Origin of the sequence: Pseudomonas sp. MONT-RG-20F-20-E-7-02, from assembly GCF_022662395.1 — a bacterium.
GTDB lineage: Bacteria > Pseudomonadota > Gammaproteobacteria > Pseudomonadales > Pseudomonadaceae > Aquipseudomonas.
In genome coordinates this window covers 342,000-362,254 of record NZ_JAKNQN010000001.1, presented here as the reverse complement: position 1 = coordinate 362,254, position 20,255 = coordinate 342,000, and the positions used below count along the sequence as shown (strand labels likewise).

22 protein-coding genes and 1 riboswitch are annotated in these 20,255 nt (G+C 61.3%); of the genes, 5 read left to right on the top strand and 17 right to left on the bottom strand.

The features are described from left to right. Positions 1–173 precede the first annotated feature (173 nt). The gene (locus L8I05_RS01645) at positions 174–497 is read right to left on the bottom strand and encodes a hypothetical protein (RefSeq protein ID WP_043293316.1); all 324 of its coding nucleotides are present in this window, start codon (positions 495–497) and stop codon (positions 174–176) included. A 456-nt stretch (positions 498–953) separates the two neighbouring features. On the opposite strand from L8I05_RS01645, the gene L8I05_RS01640 reads away from it, so the two are divergent. The 4 genes from L8I05_RS01640 (at position 954) to L8I05_RS01625 (ending at position 4,121) form a co-directional block, all read left to right on the top strand. Further along, positions 954–1,259 (top strand): hypothetical protein, encoded by a 306-nt coding sequence (locus L8I05_RS01640; RefSeq protein ID WP_242166994.1) that lies wholly within the window; start codon positions 954–956, stop codon positions 1,257–1,259. Positions 1,260–1,702: 443 nt separating this feature from the next. Further along, positions 1,703–1,927 carry a hypothetical protein gene (locus tag L8I05_RS01635; protein ID WP_019407963.1) on the top strand — a complete coding sequence of 75 codons (225 nt, stop codon included), beginning with the start codon at positions 1,703–1,705 and terminating at the stop codon, positions 1,925–1,927. Positions 1,928–2,202: 275 nt separating this feature from the next. After that, complete coding sequence (locus tag L8I05_RS01630) at positions 2,203–2,685, top strand: hypothetical protein (RefSeq protein WP_159958676.1); 483 nt, start codon at positions 2,203–2,205, stop codon at positions 2,683–2,685. Positions 2,686–2,831: 146 nt separating this feature from the next. Then, on the top strand, positions 2,832–4,121 hold the full coding sequence (locus tag L8I05_RS01625; protein ID WP_242166993.1) for an outer membrane protein transport protein: 1,290 nt from the start codon (positions 2,832–2,834) through the stop codon (positions 4,119–4,121). Between the two features lie 65 nt (positions 4,122–4,186). On the opposite strand, the gene L8I05_RS01620 is transcribed toward L8I05_RS01625, so the two are convergent. From L8I05_RS01620 to cobO, 13 genes are all read right to left on the bottom strand, one after another. Further along, the gene (locus tag L8I05_RS01620) at positions 4,187–4,735 is read right to left on the bottom strand and encodes a redoxin domain-containing protein (protein WP_242166992.1); all 549 of its coding nucleotides are present in this window, start codon (positions 4,733–4,735) and stop codon (positions 4,187–4,189) included. 150 nt (positions 4,736–4,885) lie between these two features. Further along, positions 4,886–6,085, bottom strand: a complete 1,200-nt coding sequence (locus L8I05_RS01615; RefSeq protein WP_242167462.1) for an MFS transporter — start codon at positions 6,083–6,085, stop codon at positions 4,886–4,888. A 63-nt stretch (positions 6,086–6,148) separates the two neighbouring features. After that, a complete protein-coding gene (locus L8I05_RS01610; protein WP_017734645.1) occupies positions 6,149–6,553 on the bottom strand; it encodes a MarR family transcriptional regulator in 405 nt (134 codons plus the stop codon). A 42-nt stretch (positions 6,554–6,595) separates the two neighbouring features. Then, positions 6,596–7,324, bottom strand: coding sequence for an adenosylcobinamide-GDP ribazoletransferase (locus L8I05_RS01605; protein ID WP_242166991.1), 729 nt, complete (start codon positions 7,322–7,324; stop codon positions 6,596–6,598). A 2-nt stretch (positions 7,325–7,326) separates the two neighbouring features. Next, the gene (gene cobC, locus L8I05_RS01600; protein WP_242166990.1) at positions 7,327–7,902 is read right to left on the bottom strand and encodes an alpha-ribazole phosphatase family protein; all 576 of its coding nucleotides are present in this window, start codon (positions 7,900–7,902) and stop codon (positions 7,327–7,329) included. Beyond that, positions 7,899–8,954 (bottom strand): nicotinate-nucleotide--dimethylbenzimidazole phosphoribosyltransferase, encoded by a 1,056-nt coding sequence (gene cobT / locus L8I05_RS01595; RefSeq protein ID WP_242166989.1) that lies wholly within the window; start codon positions 8,952–8,954, stop codon positions 7,899–7,901. The genes cobC and cobT overlap by 4 nt, the downstream gene beginning before the upstream one ends. Then, complete coding sequence (cobU, locus tag L8I05_RS01590) at positions 8,951–9,472, bottom strand: bifunctional adenosylcobinamide kinase/adenosylcobinamide-phosphate guanylyltransferase (protein ID WP_242166988.1); 522 nt, start codon at positions 9,470–9,472, stop codon at positions 8,951–8,953. The genes cobT and cobU overlap by 4 nt, the downstream gene beginning before the upstream one ends. Positions 9,473–10,070: 598 nt before the next feature. Continuing rightward, on the bottom strand, positions 10,071–11,522 hold the full coding sequence (locus tag L8I05_RS01585) for a cobyric acid synthase (protein ID WP_242166987.1): 1,452 nt from the start codon (positions 11,520–11,522) through the stop codon (positions 10,071–10,073). Then, positions 11,519–12,508 carry a threonine-phosphate decarboxylase CobD gene (gene cobD, locus L8I05_RS01580; protein ID WP_242166986.1) on the bottom strand — a complete coding sequence of 330 codons (990 nt, stop codon included), beginning with the start codon at positions 12,506–12,508 and terminating at the stop codon, positions 11,519–11,521. Before cobD ends, L8I05_RS01585 begins: the two co-directional genes overlap by 4 nt. After that, on the bottom strand, positions 12,501–13,409 hold the full coding sequence (gene cbiB / locus L8I05_RS01575; RefSeq protein WP_159958698.1) for an adenosylcobinamide-phosphate synthase CbiB: 909 nt from the start codon (positions 13,407–13,409) through the stop codon (positions 12,501–12,503). Before cbiB ends, cobD begins: the two co-directional genes overlap by 8 nt. Beyond that, positions 13,406–14,056: a 5,6-dimethylbenzimidazole synthase gene (bluB, locus tag L8I05_RS01570; RefSeq protein ID WP_242166985.1), complete on the bottom strand. Its 651-nt coding sequence runs from the start codon at positions 14,054–14,056 to the stop codon at positions 13,406–13,408. Before bluB ends, cbiB begins: the two co-directional genes overlap by 4 nt. Beyond that, the gene (locus L8I05_RS01565) at positions 14,053–15,456 is read right to left on the bottom strand and encodes a cobyrinate a,c-diamide synthase (protein WP_242166984.1); all 1,404 of its coding nucleotides are present in this window, start codon (positions 15,454–15,456) and stop codon (positions 14,053–14,055) included. Before L8I05_RS01565 ends, bluB begins: the two co-directional genes overlap by 4 nt. Continuing rightward, positions 15,453–16,064: a cob(I)yrinic acid a,c-diamide adenosyltransferase gene (cobO, locus tag L8I05_RS01560; RefSeq protein ID WP_060756089.1), complete on the bottom strand. Its 612-nt coding sequence runs from the start codon at positions 16,062–16,064 to the stop codon at positions 15,453–15,455. The genes L8I05_RS01565 and cobO overlap by 4 nt, the downstream gene beginning before the upstream one ends. 78 nt (positions 16,065–16,142) lie before the next feature. Then, positions 16,143–16,391: riboswitch (cobalamin riboswitch) on the bottom strand. A gap of 99 nt (positions 16,392–16,490) precedes the next feature. Between cobO and L8I05_RS01555 the strand changes: the two genes are divergently transcribed. After that, positions 16,491–17,804 carry a sorbosone dehydrogenase family protein gene (locus tag L8I05_RS01555; RefSeq protein ID WP_242166983.1) on the top strand — a complete coding sequence of 438 codons (1,314 nt, stop codon included), beginning with the start codon at positions 16,491–16,493 and terminating at the stop codon, positions 17,802–17,804. Positions 17,805–17,970: 166 nt separating this feature from the next. Here L8I05_RS01555 and L8I05_RS01550 read toward each other — a convergent pair whose 3' ends face one another. The 3 genes from L8I05_RS01550 to hda form a co-directional block, all read right to left on the bottom strand. Further along, complete coding sequence (locus L8I05_RS01550; protein ID WP_159958706.1) at positions 17,971–18,510, bottom strand: C40 family peptidase; 540 nt, start codon at positions 18,508–18,510, stop codon at positions 17,971–17,973. 144 nt (positions 18,511–18,654) lie between these two features. Beyond that, on the bottom strand, positions 18,655–19,284 hold the full coding sequence (locus L8I05_RS01545) for an NlpC/P60 family protein (protein ID WP_242166982.1): 630 nt from the start codon (positions 19,282–19,284) through the stop codon (positions 18,655–18,657). 213 nt (positions 19,285–19,497) lie between these two features. Continuing rightward, positions 19,498–20,202: a DnaA regulatory inactivator Hda gene (hda, locus tag L8I05_RS01540; protein ID WP_017134884.1), complete on the bottom strand. Its 705-nt coding sequence runs from the start codon at positions 20,200–20,202 to the stop codon at positions 19,498–19,500. Positions 20,203–20,255 lie beyond the last annotated feature (53 nt).

Genomic DNA, 20,255 nt, shown 5'->3' with positions numbered 1-20,255 from the left:
CCCAGCCGGTCATGCGCGCGCTCAGCCGCCGTTGAATCTGCCAGCACACGGCCAATAAAGGCACTGCAGCGCCAGCGACGCCCAAGGCAATACTGGTCCAGTCAAAAGCCATCGCCATTTCTGCCATCACCGAAAAAGACCAAGGTTAACCAAGCACAGGGCTCGAGGACAGCTCAGTCTTCGACCTGGCCCAGTTCGCGCTGGGCGCGGCGGTCGCCGGCACGCGCGGCCAGGCGCAGCAGGTCATGGCCGATGCGACGGTCGCGGGCGTTGCCGCACTCACGGCACATCAATTGGCCCAGGCGGCTCTGCGCAGCCACCACACCTTCACGGGCGGGCTGCTTGAGCAAGCGCCCGGCGAAGTGCTTGACGTTGGTGCTGTGCCCCAGGCGCGGGCTGTCGAGCAGCCACAAGGCGACTTTCAATGAGAAACGCTTGGGTGCGGTAACAGTCTGAGGGGTATCGGTAACAGAAGGTGATACTGAGCGAAACTTCATAAAGCACTGCGGGACAGAACGGAAGGCGCGCCACTCTACTCTTTTTTTCCTACAGGTAAAGCTGAAAAATCCGTGCACGCCCGTTCTAGAGCAAGCGCTTGGGACAATCCACAGAAGCTGTGGATAACTCAGTGGACAACCCGCCTTTAACTCGCGCAAAGGCCCATGGAACGGGGGCCGCAGTCAAACTGACGATTTTTTCACCAATAAAAAAAAGCGATATTTTTCATTGACTTAAATTTTCATTACAGGCAAATGGCGCTGCTTCCACGTCAGGATCAGAGTGGTTACACACCTCGCAACTAATGTGCACAAGTAACCATCCGCTGGTTATATCGCCGAGATTTTTTGCGCCTACATGTCTGAAAAATGTTACCGGAGGTCCAATCCGGGGACTTTTCAAATCTGCCCCGGCTCGCCACACTGCCCTACCTCCACGCAACCTCGAAAGGCTCGATGAAAGGAATTCTCGTATTCGCCATGTTGTTGCTGGCTATCTGCGCGACCTCGCTGGGTATCAATGCAGCGCTGCCCTCGCCCGACGGTGCTTTGTTTGCCATCGCCATCCTGCTGTCGGCAGCGTTTACCGCCGTGAGCCTGTGCATCGAACTGGGTGAAGGTCGGATCAATGACATGCGCGACGTGATCAAAGTGATCGAGACCGGCCGCTCCTTGCGCCTGACCCTGGCGGCCTATGGGCTGGGTTGCTCACTGGCGGCGGCGGTTACAGTGCTGGTCTATCGCGGGTTGCTGGGCAACTGATTAAGATTTTTTGGCTATCACACTTCCCTTCCGTGTTTCAATCCGTTACTATCCGCGGCGTTAGTACCAAGCTGAAAGTCAATTCTGGTCGAACAACTCCCCTGAACAACACGGGATCGACCACCTCGATGGTTTCCAGGTATTCCTTGTGACGACACTGCCTTTGAACAAGCAAAGGGTGTCGCGAAGTTTAAATACTCTGACCGAACCAACCTGCAAATTGATCAGGATCTTCACCCCGGGCCCAGAACCTTTGCCCTTGTCGTGTTGCCTGCCCTCCTAAGTACCTACCTGCCAGCCCAAGCGCGCCTAACTTATTAGCGCTTCAAACTGGCTGCTTTGTTCCAGTCGGGTTCTTCGTTTGATCAATGGTGATCAACGTTACTGGAACGTTTTAACGTTGCACGGTTCTTATCCGTGTCATTTGTAGGAACACCAATAATATGTCCACTCAAATCCACACTCAGGATGCCATTCGCACCCTCACCAACGCTTTTGCACCAATGAACTGCCTGATCATGGCCGCTCGCAAAGGCTGCTTCAGCTTCACCCTGGTCAACGAACACGGCATCGCGCGTCACAGCGAACGCCTGTACCCCGATCAATACTCCAGCGCAGAGCCGCTGCAGGCCGTGATCGAGCGTACCCGTCAGGCATTGATTGCCTGATCGACCCGAGTCGCTGAAACACAAAAAACCCTGCTTAAAACGCAGGGTTTTTTATTGCCTGTCGTTTAAGCACAGGCGATGAATTAAGTTCAAAACGATATAAACGTTATAACTAAATGAAGAAGATGTTTTAAAAACAATCCTTTACATCGTAAATATGACACTACACTTCAACTCAAGCGGCATGATCCGCTTGCGACGAGCCTGAGATCCGATTCACAGCTGCCAAGCCCCCTCTCAGGCATCGTCGACCACTTTCATGGATCGAGGCTTGTATGGGTATCGCCGCCAGTGAATTGTGTCGTTATGTGATCAGGCCGACGTTGATTTACCTCGGCCGCCATAACCCGACAGCCGAAGCCCTGCTGCTGGGCATTGCCGCCAGCCAGTCGGAACTCGGCTCGGCCCTGCATGACCGGCGCGGCCACGGCCTCTACAGCATCACCGAACCTCGTCACCGCGCCCTGTGGGACGGCTACCTCGCACAAGATCCCGAACGTGCCAGCCTGGTACGTGGCCTGGCCAGCCAGCATGCATTTCTCAGCGCGCCGCAGCTGGAACTGACCGTCAACCTGCGTTACGCCACCGCCATCGCCTGGCTCCTGGTAGAACAACACCGCCCTGCCCTGCCGCCGGCGGGCGATGTACTGGCCATGGCGCGTATCTGGAAAGAAATATTTCACCCTCAAGGTCGGCTCCGGGACTTCACCCAAGCGTGGCAAACCTGTGTTTCACCCATGAATCAGGTCACTTGTTGATCAGGCGTTTTGCAAGATTCGGCAAAAAACCGCGAATCTGGTCGGATTGTCCTACAAAACCGCTCTATCTCCTGCATTACGCCCTATAGCGCTAACGTAAATTTATTGTTACTTTCCGCAGCGGTGATCACCACGGAGTTCTAATAATGAAAAAAGTAATGCTCAAGACCACACTTAGCCTCGCCGTTACCATGGCCTCCTCCCAACTGTTTGCAAGCGGCTTCGCCTTGAACGAACAAGACGTCGCGGGCATGGGTACGGGTTTCGCAGGCCGTTCTTCTTCTGCCGAAAACGCCAGCACTGTCTACGGTAACCCTGCCGGTATGGCTCGCCTCGAAGGCCAGCAAATCACCGGCGGTGTTGCAGCGATCGATGCTTCGACCAATATCAAGGATGTCAGCGGCCGCTCCAGCGGTTCGAACAAAGGCGATATGGTGCCTTTCACCGCTGTGCCTTTCGGCTTCTACACCAATAAACTCAACGAGCAATGGGCTGTCGGTTTCGGCGTTTATGCTCCGTTTGGCTTGGTGACCGACTACGAAAATGGCTTCCAGGGCAAAGCCTTTGGCAGTAAGAGTGAAGTGAAAGTCATCACTTTCCAGCCGACTGTCAGCTATGCCTTCAATGACCGGGTTTCCATCGGTTTTGGTCCGACCATCAACCGTATCTCGGGTACGCTTGAGTCCGACATCAACTTGCCAGTCCCGGGCACAGGCTCCAACAACATCAAGATCAAGGGTGATGACACCGCCGTCGGCTTCAACGCCGGCCTGTTGGTTCAAGCCACTGACACCACCCGCGTGGGCCTCACCTACCACTCGAAGGTGAAATACAAGCTCGAAGGCCACACCGAAGTGAGCAAGGGCACCAACGTACCGGCCGGGCTGTTTAACAATGGCCGCTACGACGCTTCCTTGAAAATCGACACCCCTGAAACCTGGGACCTGTCCGTTACTCAAGACATGAGCGACGCCTGGAAACTCTACGCAGGTGCCACCTGGACTCGTTGGAGCCGCCTGAAAGACATCACCGTCAACAACGAAGGTGTATCGGCCGCAGCCGGTAGCGGTCTTTTGGCTCCGCAAATTGTCGGCAGCATCAAAGAAGATCAGAACTGGCACGATACCTGGGCATATGCCCTCGGGACGTCGTACCGCGTCACCAAGCAAGTGGTGTTGCGTACCGGCCTGACCTTCGACCAGTCGCCGACCAACAACACCGATCGTTCGCCACGTATCCCTACCGGTGACCGGACTATCTTCAGTCTCGGCCTGGGCTACGACGTAATGCCGAACATGACCGTTGACCTGGCTTACTCCTACCTCAAGGAAGAACCAGTCAAGGTTGCGCGCTCCAACGCACTGGGCCAGTCCTACAACGCCAAGTACGAAAACAGCGCCAACGGTTTTGGCCTGGGCGTAACGTACAAGTTCTGATCTGACGCTGCATAAAAAAGCCCCGCTCTCCTGCAAAGGAGGCGGGGCTTTTTAGTCGGCGCTAATCAGGGTTTGGACGCAATTGCCTGTTCCACCGCCTTGATCAGCTCCGGACTGTCCGGTTTGGTCAGGCTGGAGAAATCAGCAATCACCTTGCCCTGGCGGTCGACCACGTACTTGTAGAAATTCCACTTCGGCGCGTTGCTCTGCTGCGCCAGAGCCTTGAACAGATGCACCGCATCCGGCCCCTTGACCTTCTGCGGTTCGGTCATCGTAAAGGTCACGCCGTAATTCACGTAACAGACCTTGGCAGTCTCTTCACCAGTCTTGGCTTCCTGCTTGAAGTCATCGGACGGCACGCCGATCACTTCCAGCCCTTGCCCCTTGTAGCGCTGATACAAGGCTTCAAGGCCTTTGAACTGCGGCGCAAAGCCACAAAAGCTGGCGGTATTGACGATCACCAGGGGCTTGCCAGCAAAGCGCTGACATAAATCGATGGATTCCTTGGCCCGCAACTTGGGCAATTGGCCCTCCAGCAACGGCGGGCAATTGGCGGCCATGGCCACGCTGCCAACAGCCATCAGGACGGGTACAGCGAGCCAGCGCATCAGCATCTTGGAGGTCCTTGAGTCAGTACAGAAACAGAACTTAACAGATCGACATCCCCAGTTGCATCAACGCCAGCCCGCCGTGCTGCCAGCCCCACCAGGCCAGCAACAACAAAACCACGCCCGCCGAAAGGGCCAGCCAGCGCACCGTCACACTCATGCCGCCTCCATTTGCGTCTGCAAACGCGCCACCGGCCGCTCGCGCACCGGCCAGTTCAGCGCGGCAGCGAGCAGGCTCAGCAGGATAGCCACCTGCCAGATCAAATCGTAGTTACCGGTTCGATCATAGACCACCCCACCCAACCAGCCGCCGAGGAACGAGCCGAGCTGATGGAACAGGAACACAATACCGCCGAGCATCGACAGGTTGCGCACGCCAAACAAAGTCGCGACGGTGCCGTTGGTCAGCGGCACGGTGGACAGCCACAAAAAGCCCATGGCCATGCCGAACAGGTAGGCCGTGACTTCGGTCACCGGCGCCCACAGGAACAGCGCAATCACCACTGCGCGCAGCAGGTACAAGCCGGTGAGCAAACGCGGCTTGGACATACGCCCGCCAAGCCAACCTGCCGTGTACGTACCAAACACATTAAACAGGCCGATCAACGCCAGCACCGTGGTGCCGACCGTGGCCGGCAGATGCTGGTCCACCAGATACGCCGGCAGGTGCACACCAATAAACACCACCTGGAACCCGCAGACGAAAAAACCGAACGCCAGCAACCAGAACCCGGAATGGGAGCAGGCCTCTTTCAGCGCTTCACGCAGCGTTTGCTGGCCGACCATCACGGGCAGCGGTTTGTCCTTGAGCATCGCCACCAGCGGCAGGATCAGCGCCACCATCAAACCCAGTGCGAGCAAGGCGGCGGACCAGCCCAACCAGCCGATCAGGCCCAAGGTGCCCGGCACCATGGCGAATTGGCCGAAAGAACCGGCGGCGCTGGCGATGCCCATGGCCATGCTGCGCTTTTCCGGCGGCACGGCGCGGCCGACAACACCGAGAATCACCGAAAACGACGTGCCCGACAGGCCGATGCCAATCAGTAACCCCGCGCTAAGCGACAACGACCACGCCGAGTCGGACATGCCCATCAACACCAGGCCCACGGCGTAAAGTACCCCGCCGACAAATACCGCCTTGGTGGCGCCGAAACGGTCGGCCAGGGCGCCGGTAAACGGCTGTGCCAGGCCCCAGATCAGGTTTTGCAGGGCGATGGCGAAGGCAAAGGTCTCACGGCCCCAGCCGAACTCCATGCTCATCGGCGCCAGGAACAGGCCGAAGCCATGCCGCACGCCCAACGACAACGCCAGGATCAGCGCACTCCCTACAAGAACCCAGCCACTGGTGCGCCACATCGAGGTCATTTCTTATTCTCCGCTCGCGGGTATATACCCGCTTGTAGTCGAACAAACCCACCTTCAGGCGAGTTCATCCAGCAAGGCCAACAGGGTTTCGCGCTTTTCGGCGCCTAACCGGTCAATTAATTTCTGCTGTGCCGCTTCCCACGCCGGCAAGGCGGCAGCCAGGCGTTCTTCACCGGCCGCCGTCAACAGCACCAGGCGGTTGCGCAGGTCGTCACCCTCAACCAACTGCACCAGGCCTTCGCCTTCCAACACCCGCAGGTTGCGCCCTAACGTGCTGCGATCCAGGCCCATGGCTTCGGCCAGGCTGGAAATGCTCGGTTGGTCGAGGCGCTGCAGGTTACACAGCAAAGAATACTGGGCGACGTTGATCCCGAAGCCGTCGAGAGCGCCGTCGTAATGCCTGCTGACGCCACGGGCGGCACGTCGCAGGTTGGTGCATAAACATTGGGAGGCAAGCATGGACCGTGTATATACCCGCGATTATGAAAATGCAAGAAAGTGTTACAGCGCCAAGCCGACCAACACCGCGACTTCCAGCAGCTCCAGCAGGGCTCCTGCAGTGTCGCCAGTGGTGCCTCCAAGTCGATTGACCATCAACTGGCGCAGCCCGATAAAACACAGCGCCGCGAGTAAGACGGCAATCCCGCCACTGAAACCGCCGATCAGGATACAAGCCAGGCCGCTGAGGATCAGCACCTGTTGGCCTACAACTCGCGGCAAGTGATCCGACAGTGCCTGCCCCAATCCGCCTGCACGCACATAGCGTGTGGTGAGGAACAGCGCCAGCATCGAAGCGCGCCCGATCAGCGGCGCCAGAATCAGCGCCGCGCCGTTGTGCTGTTCGATCAAGGCCACCAGCGCGGTGAACTTGAGCAACAACACCAGGCCCAGGGTGACCACGGCAATCGGCCCGCTGCGCGGGTCTTTCATGATGGTCAGCGTGCGCTCGCGGTCGCCAAAGCCGCCGAGCCAGGCATCGGCGCTGTCCGCCAGGCCGTCCAGGTGCAGGCCGCCACTGAGCAGCACCCAGGCCGTCAGCAACAGCGCGGCGTGCAGCAACAACGGCGCGCCCATCAGCGCTGTATTCAGCACCCATAACAGCAACCCGAACAACAACCCCACCAGCGGATAAAACAGCAGCGAACGCCCCAACTCCTGAGGCTGCGGCATGCCTGGCAGCCGAATCGGCAGGCTGCTGAGAAATTGCAGGGCGATCCAGAACGGCAACATCGTCAGATTCCTTCCTTTAACACGCCGTCGGCCGCCACTTGCAGGCTGAACAGCCCGCCGTGGCCGACTTCGACATTCAGCAATTGCTCCCGAGGCAAGCCACGCGCCTGCGCCAGCAGCAGGCGCATCACGCCACCGTGGCTGATCAGCAAAACACGCTCACCGGCATAGGCCTGATGCAGACGTGAGACGGCGCCGAGAACACGCTCGGAAAAGTCGCTGACGCGCTCGCCCTCGGGCGGCGTAAAAGCGTACGGATCGGCCCAGAACCGGCCCAGCCCTTCAGCGTCGGTCTCCATCAGCGCTGCGGCGCTCTGCCCTTCCCAGGCGCCGAAGTGCAGCTCCTGCAGATCCTTTTCCAAGCTCACCGGCAGATTCAACCGCGCGCCCAGCTCATGGGCAAACAGCGCGCAACGTTGCAGCGGCGAACTGATCAACCGGTCCCACGGGCCCTGTTCCAGCACGGCGGCGCGCATCTGCGCCCAGCCCCTGGCCGTCAACGCATCGTCGAGGCTGCCGCGCAGGCCACCGCCCAGCTCGGTTTCGCCGTGGCGCAGCAGGTCCAGGTGCAAGATCATGCCGGGCGATCTGCCACGGCCGCTTCGGCGAACGTCGCCATCTGCCCGTGCAGCGCACACGCCAGGCGCAACATCGGCACGGCCAGCGCCGCGCCGCTGCCTTCACCCAGGCGCAGACCCAGCTCCAGCAACGGTTGCGCGTCGAGGCTTTGCAGCACATGACGATGGCCTGGCTCGGCACCACGATGACCAAACACCAGCCACTCACGGCATGCCGGGTTCAGGCGCGTGGCAACCAAGGCGGCGACCGTGCAGATAAACCCGTCCACCAGCACCACGATGCCTTCCTGGGCGCAGGCCAGATACGCCCCCACCAGCGCGGCAATTTCAAAACCGCCGAGGTTGAACAGCGTGTGCAGTGCGTCACCCCGTTGCCCGGCATGCAGCGCCAGCGCGCGTTCAATGACGGCCACTTTGTGGCTGACGCCCTGGGCATTCAAACCGGTGCCCGGGCCAGTCAGGTCACTCACCGCGCAATCGAGCAACGCGCACGCCAGGGCGCTGGCGGCGGTGGTGTTGCCGATGCCCATCTCGCCACCGATAAACAGCTGCGCGCCGTTATCCAGTGCACGGCGTGCGCTGTCGCGACCGGCTTGCAGGGCCAGGCGCCCCTGGGCCTCAGTCATGGCCGGGCCGTTGACGAAGTTGGCCGTGCCCGCGCCGATGTTCAGGTGGCGCACACCGGGCAGATTCAGCGACGGCGTGACCGTGCCAAGGTCGACGACTTCCAGCTGCGCATCCAGCTGCCGCGCCAACACACTGATGGCCGCGCCACCGCTGACAAAGTTGTGCAGCATCTGCCCGGTCACTTCCTGGGGAAATGCCGACACGCCTTCTGCGACCACGCCGTGGTCACCGGCGAAAATGGCGATCCATACGTGATCTACCAGCGGCTTGACCTGGCCTTGCAGCCCGGCCAGCTGCACCGCCACGGCCTCCAACTGGCCGAGAGAACCGGCCGGTTTGGTCAATTGCTGCTGGCGAGCCAGCGCTTGTGCATGTGCCGAAGCATCGACGGCTTTACAGGGGTTGAGCCACCAGGTGTCAGTCATAACGCAGTACCTTTCAAAGTCAGGGGCAGGCCGGCGACGGTCAGGACAACGCGCTGACACCGCTCGGCCAAGGCTTGATGCAGCCAACCGGCTTCATCCACATAGCGGCGAGTCAATTCGCCCAGCGGCACGACACCCAGACCGGTCTCGTTGCTGACAAACATGATTTCCCCTGGCAACGAAGCCAGGGTTTCCAGCAGTTGATCGCGCTCAAACGCCAGGCGCGCCGGGTCTTCAAGCATCAGCAGATTGGTCAGCCACAGCGTCAGGCAATCCACCAGCAGGCAGCGCTCGGCGGATGCGTTTTCGCGCAACACGCGCGCGAGCTCGACCGGCTCTTCGACCAGCCCCCAGTGCTCGGGACGGCGCTGACGATGCAGCGCGACGCGCTCGTTCATCTCGCCGTCCAGCGGTTGGCTGGTGGCAATGTAGATGACATCCAGGCCGCTCTCACTGGCAAGCCTTTCGGCGAGCCGACTCTTGCCGGAACGGGCACCGCCGAGGATCAGTTGATACATGGGAAGGCACCTTTATCGGCCGGCCGAAAGTTTGAGGCGAACACTGTCCAGTGTGGGAGCGGGCTTGCTCGCGAATGCGGTGTGTCAGTTACAAATGAGCTGACTGAACCACCGCATTCGCGAGCAAGCCCGCTCCCACATTTAAGGTGTGGTGCATCAGATGAATAGGGGTTGGCTGGCAGGCCGCCATCGCAGGCAAGCCAGCTCCCACAGAAAGGCAGATTGGCTTTTGATCTAGCTTTTGATCTGGCTGTAGATCTGGCTTTTGATTTTGATCTCAGGCGCCCCGTTAAACCACGCTGGCCGAGCGCAGGCTTGAATCCGTGGGTAACCCGGCAGGACGCCGGGTTAGCCGCGCTGGGCCAAGGATGGCCCATCGCGGCGGCCCACGGATTCAAGCCTGCGTTCGGGCACACCGAGCCTGAGCGAGGTGCCGAGTGGTGGGGCGAGGACTTTTTGCTTACTTTTTGGTCCCTCAAAAAGTGAGCCGCTGTAAGAGCGGAACCATAGGTGGCCGTGACCCAAGGAATGGATATATACACCGCCCCACCGCCATCGCAGGCAAGCCAGCTCCCACAGAGGAATCGGATATACACCGTCAGATCCCGCACAGCTTACGCAGCAAATCGGTGTCCAGATGGTTCTCCACAAGGTCCGCCAACCGCTCGATATCGCGCTCGCGCAAGGCGTGGTAATCCACCTCTTGCACGTCTTGCAACCCAGCCCAACGCAGCAACGCACTGCACGCCGCCGGGGTCTCGAACAGGCCATGCAGATAGGTGCCAAGAATCTGGCCGTCTTCACTCTGGGCGCCGTCAGTGCGGCCGTCATCGAGCAGCACGGCGGCGCGCGACAAGGCATTGCCTGCGGTCACACCCGCATGGATTTCATAGCCGCTGACCTCCGCGTCCTCGAGCAACAAGCGCCCACGCACATTGCGCAACTGCTTTTCTTGTTCCAGCGTCGTACTGAATGCCAGCAAGCCCAAGCCTTCACTCGACCCGGCAGGCCCTTCCAGCCCAAGCGGGTCGTGCACGTGTTCACCGAGCATCTGCAACCCGCCGCAAATCCCCAGCACCTTGCCGCCATAGCGCAAGTGCCGGGCCACTGCCGTGTCCCAGCCGTTGGCGCGCAGGTAGGCCAAATCACTGCGTACACTTTTCGAGCCGGGCAGAATGATCAGGTCAGCGGCCGGAATCGCCTGGCCGGGCCCGACAAACTGCAGGTCGACCTGCGGATGCAGGCGCAGGGGGTCGAAATCCGTGTGGTTGCTGATGCGCGGCAACACCGGCACCACCACCTTGAGCACTTGCGCGGCCTTGTCGATCTGGCGCTGGTCGATGCCGTCTTCGGCCTCCAGGTGCAGGTCCATCACATAGGGCAACACGCCGACCACCGGTTTGCCAGTGCGCGCTTCCAGCCAATCGAGCCCTGGCTGCAGCAAGGCGATATCGCCGCGAAACCGGTTGATGATGAACCCCTTGACCCGCGCCTGCTCCGTCGGCGAGAGCAATTCGAGGGTGCCGACCAGATGGGCAAACACACCACCACGATTGATATCGGCGATCAGCAGCACCGAGCAATCCACCGTCTCGGCGAAGCCCATATTGGCGATGTCGTTGGCGCGCAGGTTGATCTCCGCCGGGGAGCCTGCGCCTTCCACCATCACCACCGGGTAGGCCGCGCTCAACCGCGCGTGGGAGGCCAGCACCGCTTGCATCGCGATGGCTTTGTAGTCGTGATAGGCCACGGCGTTCATGCTGGTGACGGCACGGCCGTGGATGATCACCTGGGAACCGGTGTCACTGTTGGGCTTGAGCAGCACCGGGTTCATGTCGGTGTGCGGCGCCAGGTTGGCGGCCTGGGCCTGTACCGCCTGGGCGCGGCCGATCTCGCCGCCTTCAGCGGTGACGGCGCTGTTGAGCGCCATGTTCTGCGGTTTGAATGGCACTACGGCGATGCCCTGACGCACCAGCCAGCGGCACAACGCAGTCACCAGGGTGCTTTTGCCCGCGTCGGAGGTGGTGCCTTGCACCATCAGCGTACTCATACAGCGTCCTTGTAGGCGGCCAGGGCTTGATCGAGGCGCAACCAATCCGCCTCCGTGTCGGGCAGGCCAAAACGCAGGCTGCTGTCGTGAATAAACAGGCGCAGCAGGATGCCGCGCTGGGCCATGAATTCGTGCATGCGCTCGGCGTGCGGCGTGATCAGCCACTGGAACAACGCGCAGCCACCGTGAGGCTGAAAGCCATGGCGCTCAAGCAGGTCAAACAAGCGCTGGCCGGCGTCGATACAACGCTCTCGCTGTTGCACATGCCCCGCCGTATCGCGCAGGCACACCTGGCCAAGCACCCGCGTCGGCCCACTGACGGCCCAAGGGCCGAGCTGTTCGGCGAGCAACTTGAGCAGCTTGCGTTCCGCCAGCACAAAGCCCAGGCGCACGCCGGCCAGGCCAAAGAATTTGCCGAACGAGCGCAACACAATCAGGCCGACTTGATGGGCCTGGCTGGCCAGGCTCAATTGCGGCGTCACGTCCATAAACGCTTCGTCCACCACCAGCCAGCCGCCGCGCTGGGCCAGCCGCGCGTGCCAGTCCAGCAGGCGTTGCGGGCTCAGGCTGAGGCCGGTGGGGTTGTTCGGATTGACCACCACCAGCACGTCGAGGCCGTCGAGAAAGAAGTCGACTTCCTGCTCCTGCACTTCGCGCACCACGTAACCGGCGCGGCGCCAGGCTTCGGCGTGTTCGGCATAACACGGCGACAACACGCCGACCTTGCCGGAGCGGCGCAGGCGCGGCAGCAATTGAATTGCCGCCTGGGAACCCGCCACCGGCAATACGTGGGCGGCGCCGTAGTACTCGCTGGCGGCCTTTTCCAGGCCGTCATCGGTTTCAGGCAACCGCGCCCAGGCCCGCAGCGGGATCTCGGGGATCGGCCACGGCCAGGGCGCGAGGCCACTGGACAAATCAAGCCAGTCCGCCTCGGCAATCCCGTACTGAATCACGGCCTTACGCAGCCGGCCACCGTGCTCAAGCATAAAATTGCGCCCCCGCGCAGAGGATCAACAGCCATAACCATACGCCGCGCTGCACCAGTTGCCAGCCACGGTCGATGGCGTCGGCGTCTGCCGCCGGGCCTTCGCCCAGTTGCGGACGCTGATGCAGCTCACCGTGATAGATCGCCGCGCCGCCCAGTTCAACGCCCAATGCGCCCGCACCCGCCGCCATGACCGGCCCGGCGTTGGGGCTGTCCCATGTCGGGCCCTGGGTGCGCCAGCATTTAAGCGCCAGGCGAGTTTTGCCGAGCACGGCGTAGGTCAATGCCACCAGGCGTGCAGGAATGTAGTTGAGTACATCGTCGATTTTTGCCGCCGCCCAGCCAAAGCGCTCGAAGCGCTCGTTGCGATAGCCCCACATGGCGTCGAGGGTGTTGCTCAGGCGGTAAAGCACCACGCCCGGCACACCGGCGACGACAAACCAGAAAATGGCGGCAAATACGGCGTCGCTGCCGTTCTCCAATACCGACTCGGTCGCCGCGCGCGCGACTTCGGTGCGGTCCAGCTCGCTGGTCTGGCGGCTGACCAGATAACTCACGCGCTTGCGTGCCTCATCCAGATCATCGCCACGCAGGGCCTGGGCCACCGGAATCACATGCTCGCCGAGACTGCGCATGCCCAACGCCAGGTACAGCGCCAGAATCTCCAGGACCCAGCCGATATACGGCGCCCATGACAGTGCAGTCGCCAGCAGGGTCAGCGGCACCACCGCGATAAACCACGCGGTCACGCCGTGGCTGCGCCAACCGCGCCCGCCCGTGTTGAAGCGTTGCTCGATGCGCCCGGCAAAATTGCCGAACGCCACCAGCGGATGCCAGCGCCTGGGCTCGCCCAGCAGCGCATCCAGCGCCACCGCAGCGACACACAGCAAGGCCACACTCATTGACTCACTCCCCACACATTCTCATACAACATGTCACTCAGCGGCCGTGGTTCGGTCCAGCCTTCGAGTTGCAACATCGGTGCCGAGTAGAACTCCGCCACCGGCCCGAGGCATAACACCGCCAGGGGTTTTGCGCCGGGCGGCAAGCCCAGCAGGTCGGCCAGGGCTTGCGGTTCGAACAGCGAAACCCAGCCCATCCCAACGCCCTCGACGCGGGCGGCCAGCCACAGATTCTGAATCGCACAGGACAGCGACGCCATGTCCATTTCCGGCAAGGTGCGGCGGCCAAAAATATGGCGCTCGCGATCATCCATCAGCGCGGCGACCAGCACCTCGGCGCAGTCGTGGATGCCTTCGACCTTGAGCTTCATGAACTCATCGGAGCGCTCCCCCAGGGCTTCGGCGGTGCGTACGCGCTCTTCTTCCACCAATTGCTGGATTTGGCCGCGCAGGGCACGGTCGCTGATGCGGATGAATCGCCAGGGCTGCATCAAGCCGACGCTGGGCGCCTGGTGCGCGGCCTGGAGCAGGCGTTGCAGCAGTTCGGGGGCGACGCTGCCGCCGGTGAAGTGGCGCATGTCGCGGCGTTCGGCGATGGCGCGGTAGACGGCCTGGCGGTCGGCTTGGGGGAAGGCGTTGTCTGTCATGGCTTGTTGGCGGGCAAGTCGAATCGTCGCACCGCCGCTCCCACATTTTGATTTGCGAACGCTGTCGATGTGGGAGCTGGCTTGCCTGCGATAGCACTCTCAAGGCTAGGCGCAAACAATGCAGCCACCGCCGCCGGGTTGGAGGGGAAGTAAAAGTGCACGTAGGAGGCCGTCATCCGCCCCTGCCGGTAAACCGCCTCGGCACCGCGCCCGCCATTCGGGCTCAGGCCACGGGCAATCGGCTGCCACTCGGTGCTGGTCAGGGAATGGTGATAGGTATGCCCGCGCAGCACGCCTTCCGGCAACTCTACGCTTTGCAGGGCCAGCGCCGCGAGTTTCTTTTGCATCACCGCATCGCCCTGCAGCAGGCCAACCAGCTCGGCGCGGGTGCCGTCAACATCGGTGAGCGAGTCCAGCAGGTAGAGCATGCCGCCACATTCGGCGAGCAGCGGTTTACCGGCGGCGTGGTGCGCGCGGATAGCGTTGAGCATCGGGGTATTTTCCGACAGCGCCTGGTGATGCAGTTCCGGGTAACCACCGGGCAAATAGAGGCTGTCGGCGTCAGGCAATTCGTGATCATGGATCGGCGAGAAGAAGTGCAACTCGGCGCCCATCGCGCGCAGCAGGTCGAGGCTGGCGCCATAGGTGAAGGCGAAGGCTTCGTCGCGGGCCACGGCGATGCGCACGCCTGCCAACAGCGGCTCGGCTTCGATTACCTCAGGCGCGGCGAAGGTTACCGGCGGCGGCAAGGCGACTTCGCAACTGCTGCCCAAGGCTTGGGCGGCGGCATCCAGGCGCACGTCGAGGTCATTCAGTTCGCTGGCTTGCACCAGGCCCAGATGGCGGCTGGGCAGCTCGATTCCGGTTTCACGCGACAGCGCGCCATACCAGCGCAGGCCTTCGGTGAGGCTGCCTTCCAGCAGTTGCGCATGGCGCAGGGTGCCGACACGGTTGGCCAGCACGCCGGCGAACGGCAGGTCCGGCTGGTAGCGCGCCAGGCCCAACGCCAGTGCACCAAAGGTCTGGGCCATGGCGGTGCCATCGATGACGCCGAGTACCGGCACGCCGAAGTGCCGCGCCAGGTCGGCGCTGGAGGGCGTGCCGTCGAACAGGCCCATCACGCCCTCGATCAGGATCAGGTCGGCCTCGCCCGCCGCTTCCCAGAGCAAACGCCGACTCTCCTGCTCGCCGACCATCCACATGTCCAACTGATACACCGGCGCACCGCTGGCGCGTTCGTGAATCATCGGGTCGAGAAAGTCCGGCCCGCATTTGAACACGCGCACCTTGCGCCCCAGGTTGCGGTGCAAACGCGCCAACGCGGCGGTGACGGTGGTTTTGCCCTGGCCGGACGCCGGAGCGGCGATCAGTACGGCCGGGCAATGACGGGGCTGATTCAAAGTTCGACGCCCTTCTGTGCCTTGATACCGGCCTGGAATGCGTGCTTGAGCATGCCCATTTCGGTGACGGTGTCGCCCATTTCGATCAGCTCGGGCTTGGCGCCACGGCCGGTGACCACCACGTGCTGCATCGGCGGACGGGCTTGCAGGTCGCTGAGTACTTGGTCGAGGTCGAGGTAACCGTGCTTGAGGGCGATGTTCAGCTCATCCAGGACCACCAGGCCAATGGAGGGGTCTTGCAGCATTGCGCGGGACACCGCCCAGGCGGCTTCGGCGGCGGCGATGTCGCGCTGGCGGTCCTGGGTTTCCCAGGTAAAGCCTTCGCCCATCACATGGAAGCGCACTTGCTCGGGAAAGCGGCGGAAGAACAACTCCTCGCCGGTGCTGTTACGCCCCTTGATGAACTGCACCACGCCGCATTGCATGCCGTGGCCCATGGCGCGAGCAAGCATGCCAAACGCCGAGCTGCTTTTGCCTTTGCCGTTGCCGGTCAATACCAGCAGCAAGCCGCATTCGTTCGGGGAGTTGGCGATGCGCTCGTCGATCACGGCTTTTTTGCGCAGCATGCGCGCCAGGTGGCGTTCGTCGCGGTCGGGGGAATCAGTCATGGCAGCTCTCCGTTGGGGCTGGACAAAAACGGCGGGCAGGAAAAAGAAAAAACAGACAGCCAAGCATCGCCCACCGTGATGCTGTTGGATGATCCAGGCCGGTCTCCGGACTCATGAGTGGCGTTCTCTTGATAGAAAACAGGCCAACGGCGCGCCTTCCCATATCGCGTGGATACAGTGGCAAAAGGCACCGTCTTGACTCATTTACCGTTGCGGGGGCAGCGCCGGAATCGCGGCAGCACTGTGTACAAGTGCGCTCGCTCACCGGCTTCCCTGTTTCACTCTGTCGGCACACGGCCACAGAGCACCTGGAACAAGCCGCGAAGGTTAGTGGGTTGGGGGTGGAGCGTCAATTAAAGCTGGCCTTGCACTTGAACCATCCGACTGCCGCGCTTCTCTACCCTTACAGGTATTAAGGAGAAAACCATGCACAAAACCAGACTCGCCTTACTGATCATGCTCGCCGGCACCCTCGCCGCCTGCGGCGAAAGCTCTACCTTGCAGGTCTCCGACGGCACCGGGCCTTCGCCCAAGCTGCCGGAGCCGAATAAAACCCTGATCCCCACGGTGAACATCGCCCCGGCAATTGGCTGGCCCGACGGCGCGAAGCCGACAGCGGCCTCCGGCACTCAGGTCGCGGCGTTTGCTGAAGGCCTGGACCACCCGCGCTGGCTGTATGTATTGCCCAACGGTGATGTGCTGGTGGCGGAAACCAACGCGCCGCCCAAGCCGGATGATGCCAAGGGCGTTCGTGGCTGGGTCATGGAGAAAGTCATGGGCCGCGCCGGCGCCGCTGTGCCGAGCCCGAACCGTATCACCCTGCTGCGTGATGCCGATCACGATGGTGTAGCCGAAACCCGTACCGTGTTCCTGGAGAACCTCAACTCTCCGTTCGGCATGACGCTGGTCGGTAACGACCTGTATGTGGCCGACTCGGACAAGCTGTTGCGCTTCCCCTATCAGCCGGGCGAAACCGCGATCAAGGCAGCCGGCACCACGGTGGTCGACTTGCCGGGCGGTAGCATCAACCACCACTGGACCAAAAACGTGGTGGCCAGCAAGGACGGCAGCAAGTTGTATGTGAGCGTCGGCTCCAACAGCAACGTCGGCGAGAACGGCCTGGCGGCGGAAGAAGGTCGCGCGGCGATCTGGGAAGTCGACCGCACTACCGGCAAGCACCGCATTTTTGCCTCAGGCCTGCGCAACCCGAACGGCATGGCCTGGGAACCGCAGAGTGGCAAGCTGTGGACGGCGGTGAATGAACGCGACGAGATCGGCAGCGACCTGGTGCCGGACTACATTACCTCGGTCAAGGATGGGGCCTTCTATGGCTGGCCGTTCAGTTACTACGGGCAGCACGTGGATGTACGCGTTTCTCCGCAAAACCCGGACCTGGTCGCCAAGGCGATTGCGCCGGACTACGCGGTGGGGCCGCACACAGCATCACTGGGCCTGACCTTTGCCGAAGGCAGCAAACTCCCGGCGCAGTTCAGCAATGGCGCATTTATCGGTCAGCACGGTTCGTGGAACCGCAAGCCGCACAGTGGCTACAAGGTGATCTTCGTGCCGTTCGAGGGTGGCCAGCCTAAAGGCCAGCCGGTGGATGTGCTGACCGGGTTCCTCGACAAAGACGAGAAAGCCATGGGCCGGCCAGTGGGCGTGGTGATTGATCAGCAGGGGGATTTGCTGGTGGCCGATGATGTGGGGAATAAGGTGTGGCGGGTGTCGGCCGCCAAATAGCCGATCTCGAATACACCACAAACCAATGTGGGAGCTGGCTTTTGTGGGAGCTGGCTTGCCTGCGATTGCATCACCTAGGTCCAATTTGAAGACTGAGGTGCCTGCATCGCGGGCAAGCCCGGCTCCCACAAAGGCCCAGCTCCCACATTCTTATTTCTGCTGAGCCTTAAGGGTTGCGCGCCAGATTCGCTGGCAGCACGCGCTTGGCGCTCAAATAGGCATTCTGCCAATAGGCCTTGGACAGCGTATCCAGCTTCACGGTGCCGCCGGTTTGCGGCGCATGCACAAAGCGGCCTTCGCCGACATAGATCCCCGCGTGGCTGACCTGTGAACCGCCGCCGGTAGCGAAGAACAGCAAGTCACCGGTCTGCAGGTTCGCTTCGCTGACGTCCTGGGCACGCATCACGATCAGTTCACGGGTGGTGCGCGGCAAAGAGATGCCCGCCGCGTCACGGTAGACAAAACCAATCAAGCCACTGCAGTCAAAGCCCGAGTCCGGCGTGTTGCCGCCCCAGCGATAAGGCGTGCCGACCAAGCCCAGCGCACGGAATAGCACGTCTTCTGCCGCAGGCGAGAAGCTTTGGGTGGAATAATTGAACACCGGCTTAGGCTTGACGGCGACGGGCGCAGGCGGCGGTGGACGGCTTGCGCAGGCGCTGAGGAGCGCGGCACAAACAAGCAGAATGAGGCGGGCTGAGGTCGACATGGGCAGAACAATCCTGGTCTGGATGCGGCTTTCGCTGCCGAACGCTGAAAACCAGAACGCGCAAGCAAAGCTCGCGCGAACGGATTACAACAATGTCCAGGGATTCTAGCGCTTACACGTCAAACTTCAAGTATCACTTTAACTTTACTTACTGGCGGTAACCGTAGTCGGGGCCATGGCGAGTGCGCGCTTGGCTTCGATGAAGGTTTTGCTCCAGTAGCTGTCGCCCAGGTTGTCGACTCGAACACCACCACTGCGGCGGCTGCTGGAGTGGATAAACTGGTTATCGCCCAAGTAGATACCTGCGTGGCTTACGCGACCACGGCCAGCCGTACTAAAGAAAAGCAGATCACCGGGCTTGAGGTTGTTGCGTGCGACCAACGGTGCATCCACGTTGATCATTTCGCGGGTCGAGCGAGGCAAATTCATGCCGGCTTCTTCGCGAAACAGGTAGCCGATGAAGCCGCTGCAGTCGAAACCGGCCTCAGAAGTGCCGCCGAAACGGTAACGCGTACCGATCAGGGACATGCCGCGTTCAAGGATGCTGTCGGCCAGAACTGGAAGCTGGTAAGGCTTGCTGCCGGCGAAGGCGGCCAGTTCCTTCTCGGTTGCCACCTCTTCCTCATAAACAGTGGAAGACTGTGATGCAACGAATTTTGCCTGGGACTGTTGTGCCGGTTTTTGCTGCTCAGCCACGTTTTGAGTGTGGGTGGCGCAACCAAACAACAGGGTAACGAGTGCGAGAGGCACGAGGGGTGCGAAGCGATTTAGCATGGGCACGACCGTGGCTGATATGTAAAGAAGTCGAGACTATGCCCACTATCACATCGATTTGCAAATTCAATCGTGATCTATGTGACTTCTTGTTTGAACGATGACATCTAAGCCCTTAACACCCAATACCTGTCTTTTGCGTGGCCAAACCGGCCCAAACGCAGGTTTTCTGGCGCCTGAAATTTGCCGAAAGCCACGCAATACAAGGCCTGGCTACCAGCCGAGGGTTTCCTTGAGAAACGGGATGGTCAGCTTGCGCTGAGCCTGCAACGAGGCCTGATCGAGCTGTTCGAGCAAGTCGAACAACGCGCTCATGCTGCGGGTGCCACGGGTGAGAATAAAGTGCCCGACTTCATCGGTGAGGTGCAGGCCGCGACGGGATGCACGCAGTTGCAGGGCGCGCAGTTTGTCTTCATCGGACAATGGGCGCATCTGGAAGATCAGCGCCAGGGTCAGGCGCGACTTGAGGTCGGCCAGCTTCACCGGCAACTCACGCGGCGAGGTAGACGCGGCTATCAGCAAGCGTCGGCCGCTGTCGCGCAGACGGTTGAACAGGTGAAACAGCGCTTCTTCCCAATCAGCCTTGCCGGCAATTGCCTGCAGATCGTCCAGGCAGACCAGCTCGTATTGCTCAAGGTGGTCGAAGATGCCGATGCCACGGTCCATCAATTCAGCCAGCGGCAGGTAAACCGCCGGTTCACCCATCTGTTCGAAGCGCAGGCACGCGGCCTGTAACAGGTGGGTGCGCCCCACGCCGTGCTTGCCCCACAGATAGATCAGGCTTTCAGTCCACCCGGCGTCGGCTTCGCAGAGCCGCTCGACATAGCCGAGTGCAGCGGCATTGGCGCCTGGGTAGTAATTGATAAAGGTGGCGTCGTCACGCAGACGCACACCCAAGGGCAGCTGAATCGGTTTCATGCTGACTGAACGGCTCCAAACGAACCGTTAGTGGCCTCTGTGTAAAGTTTGCA

Coding starts and splice junctions, on each gene's coding strand:
- L8I05_RS01645 (WP_043293316.1), bottom strand. CDS start 497: ATGAAGTTTCGCTCAGTATCACCTTCTGTTACCGATACCCCTCAGACT.
- L8I05_RS01640 (WP_242166994.1), top strand. CDS start 954: ATGAAAGGAATTCTCGTATTCGCCATGTTGTTGCTGGCTATCTGCGCG.
- L8I05_RS01635 (WP_019407963.1), top strand. CDS start 1,703: ATGTCCACTCAAATCCACACTCAGGATGCCATTCGCACCCTCACCAAC.
- L8I05_RS01630 (WP_159958676.1), top strand. CDS start 2,203: ATGGGTATCGCCGCCAGTGAATTGTGTCGTTATGTGATCAGGCCGACG.
- L8I05_RS01625 (WP_242166993.1), top strand. CDS start 2,832: ATGAAAAAAGTAATGCTCAAGACCACACTTAGCCTCGCCGTTACCATG.
- L8I05_RS01620 (WP_242166992.1), bottom strand. CDS start 4,735: ATGCTGATGCGCTGGCTCGCTGTACCCGTCCTGATGGCTGTTGGCAGC.
- L8I05_RS01615 (WP_242167462.1), bottom strand. CDS start 6,085: ATGTGGCGCACCAGTGGCTGGGTTCTTGTAGGGAGTGCGCTGATCCTG.
- L8I05_RS01610 (WP_017734645.1), bottom strand. CDS start 6,553: ATGCTTGCCTCCCAATGTTTATGCACCAACCTGCGACGTGCCGCCCGT.
- L8I05_RS01605 (WP_242166991.1), bottom strand. CDS start 7,324: ATGTTGCCGTTCTGGATCGCCCTGCAATTTCTCAGCAGCCTGCCGATT.
- cobC (WP_242166990.1), bottom strand. CDS start 7,902: ATGATCTTGCACCTGGACCTGCTGCGCCACGGCGAAACCGAGCTGGGC.
- cobT (WP_242166989.1), bottom strand. CDS start 8,954: ATGACTGACACCTGGTGGCTCAACCCCTGTAAAGCCGTCGATGCTTCG.
- cobU (WP_242166988.1), bottom strand. CDS start 9,472: ATGTATCAACTGATCCTCGGCGGTGCCCGTTCCGGCAAGAGTCGGCTC.
- L8I05_RS01585 (WP_242166987.1), bottom strand. CDS start 11,522: ATGAGTACGCTGATGGTGCAAGGCACCACCTCCGACGCGGGCAAAAGC.
- cobD (WP_242166986.1), bottom strand. CDS start 12,508: ATGCTTGAGCACGGTGGCCGGCTGCGTAAGGCCGTGATTCAGTACGGG.
- cbiB (WP_159958698.1), bottom strand. CDS start 13,409: ATGAGTGTGGCCTTGCTGTGTGTCGCTGCGGTGGCGCTGGATGCGCTG.
- bluB (WP_242166985.1), bottom strand. CDS start 14,056: ATGACAGACAACGCCTTCCCCCAAGCCGACCGCCAGGCCGTCTACCGC.
- cobO (WP_060756089.1), bottom strand. CDS start 16,064: ATGACTGATTCCCCCGACCGCGACGAACGCCACCTGGCGCGCATGCTG.
- L8I05_RS01555 (WP_242166983.1), top strand. CDS start 16,491: ATGCACAAAACCAGACTCGCCTTACTGATCATGCTCGCCGGCACCCTC.
- L8I05_RS01550 (WP_159958706.1), bottom strand. CDS start 18,510: ATGTCGACCTCAGCCCGCCTCATTCTGCTTGTTTGTGCCGCGCTCCTC.
- L8I05_RS01545 (WP_242166982.1), bottom strand. CDS start 19,284: ATGCTAAATCGCTTCGCACCCCTCGTGCCTCTCGCACTCGTTACCCTG.
- hda (WP_017134884.1), bottom strand. CDS start 20,202: ATGAAACCGATTCAGCTGCCCTTGGGTGTGCGTCTGCGTGACGACGCC.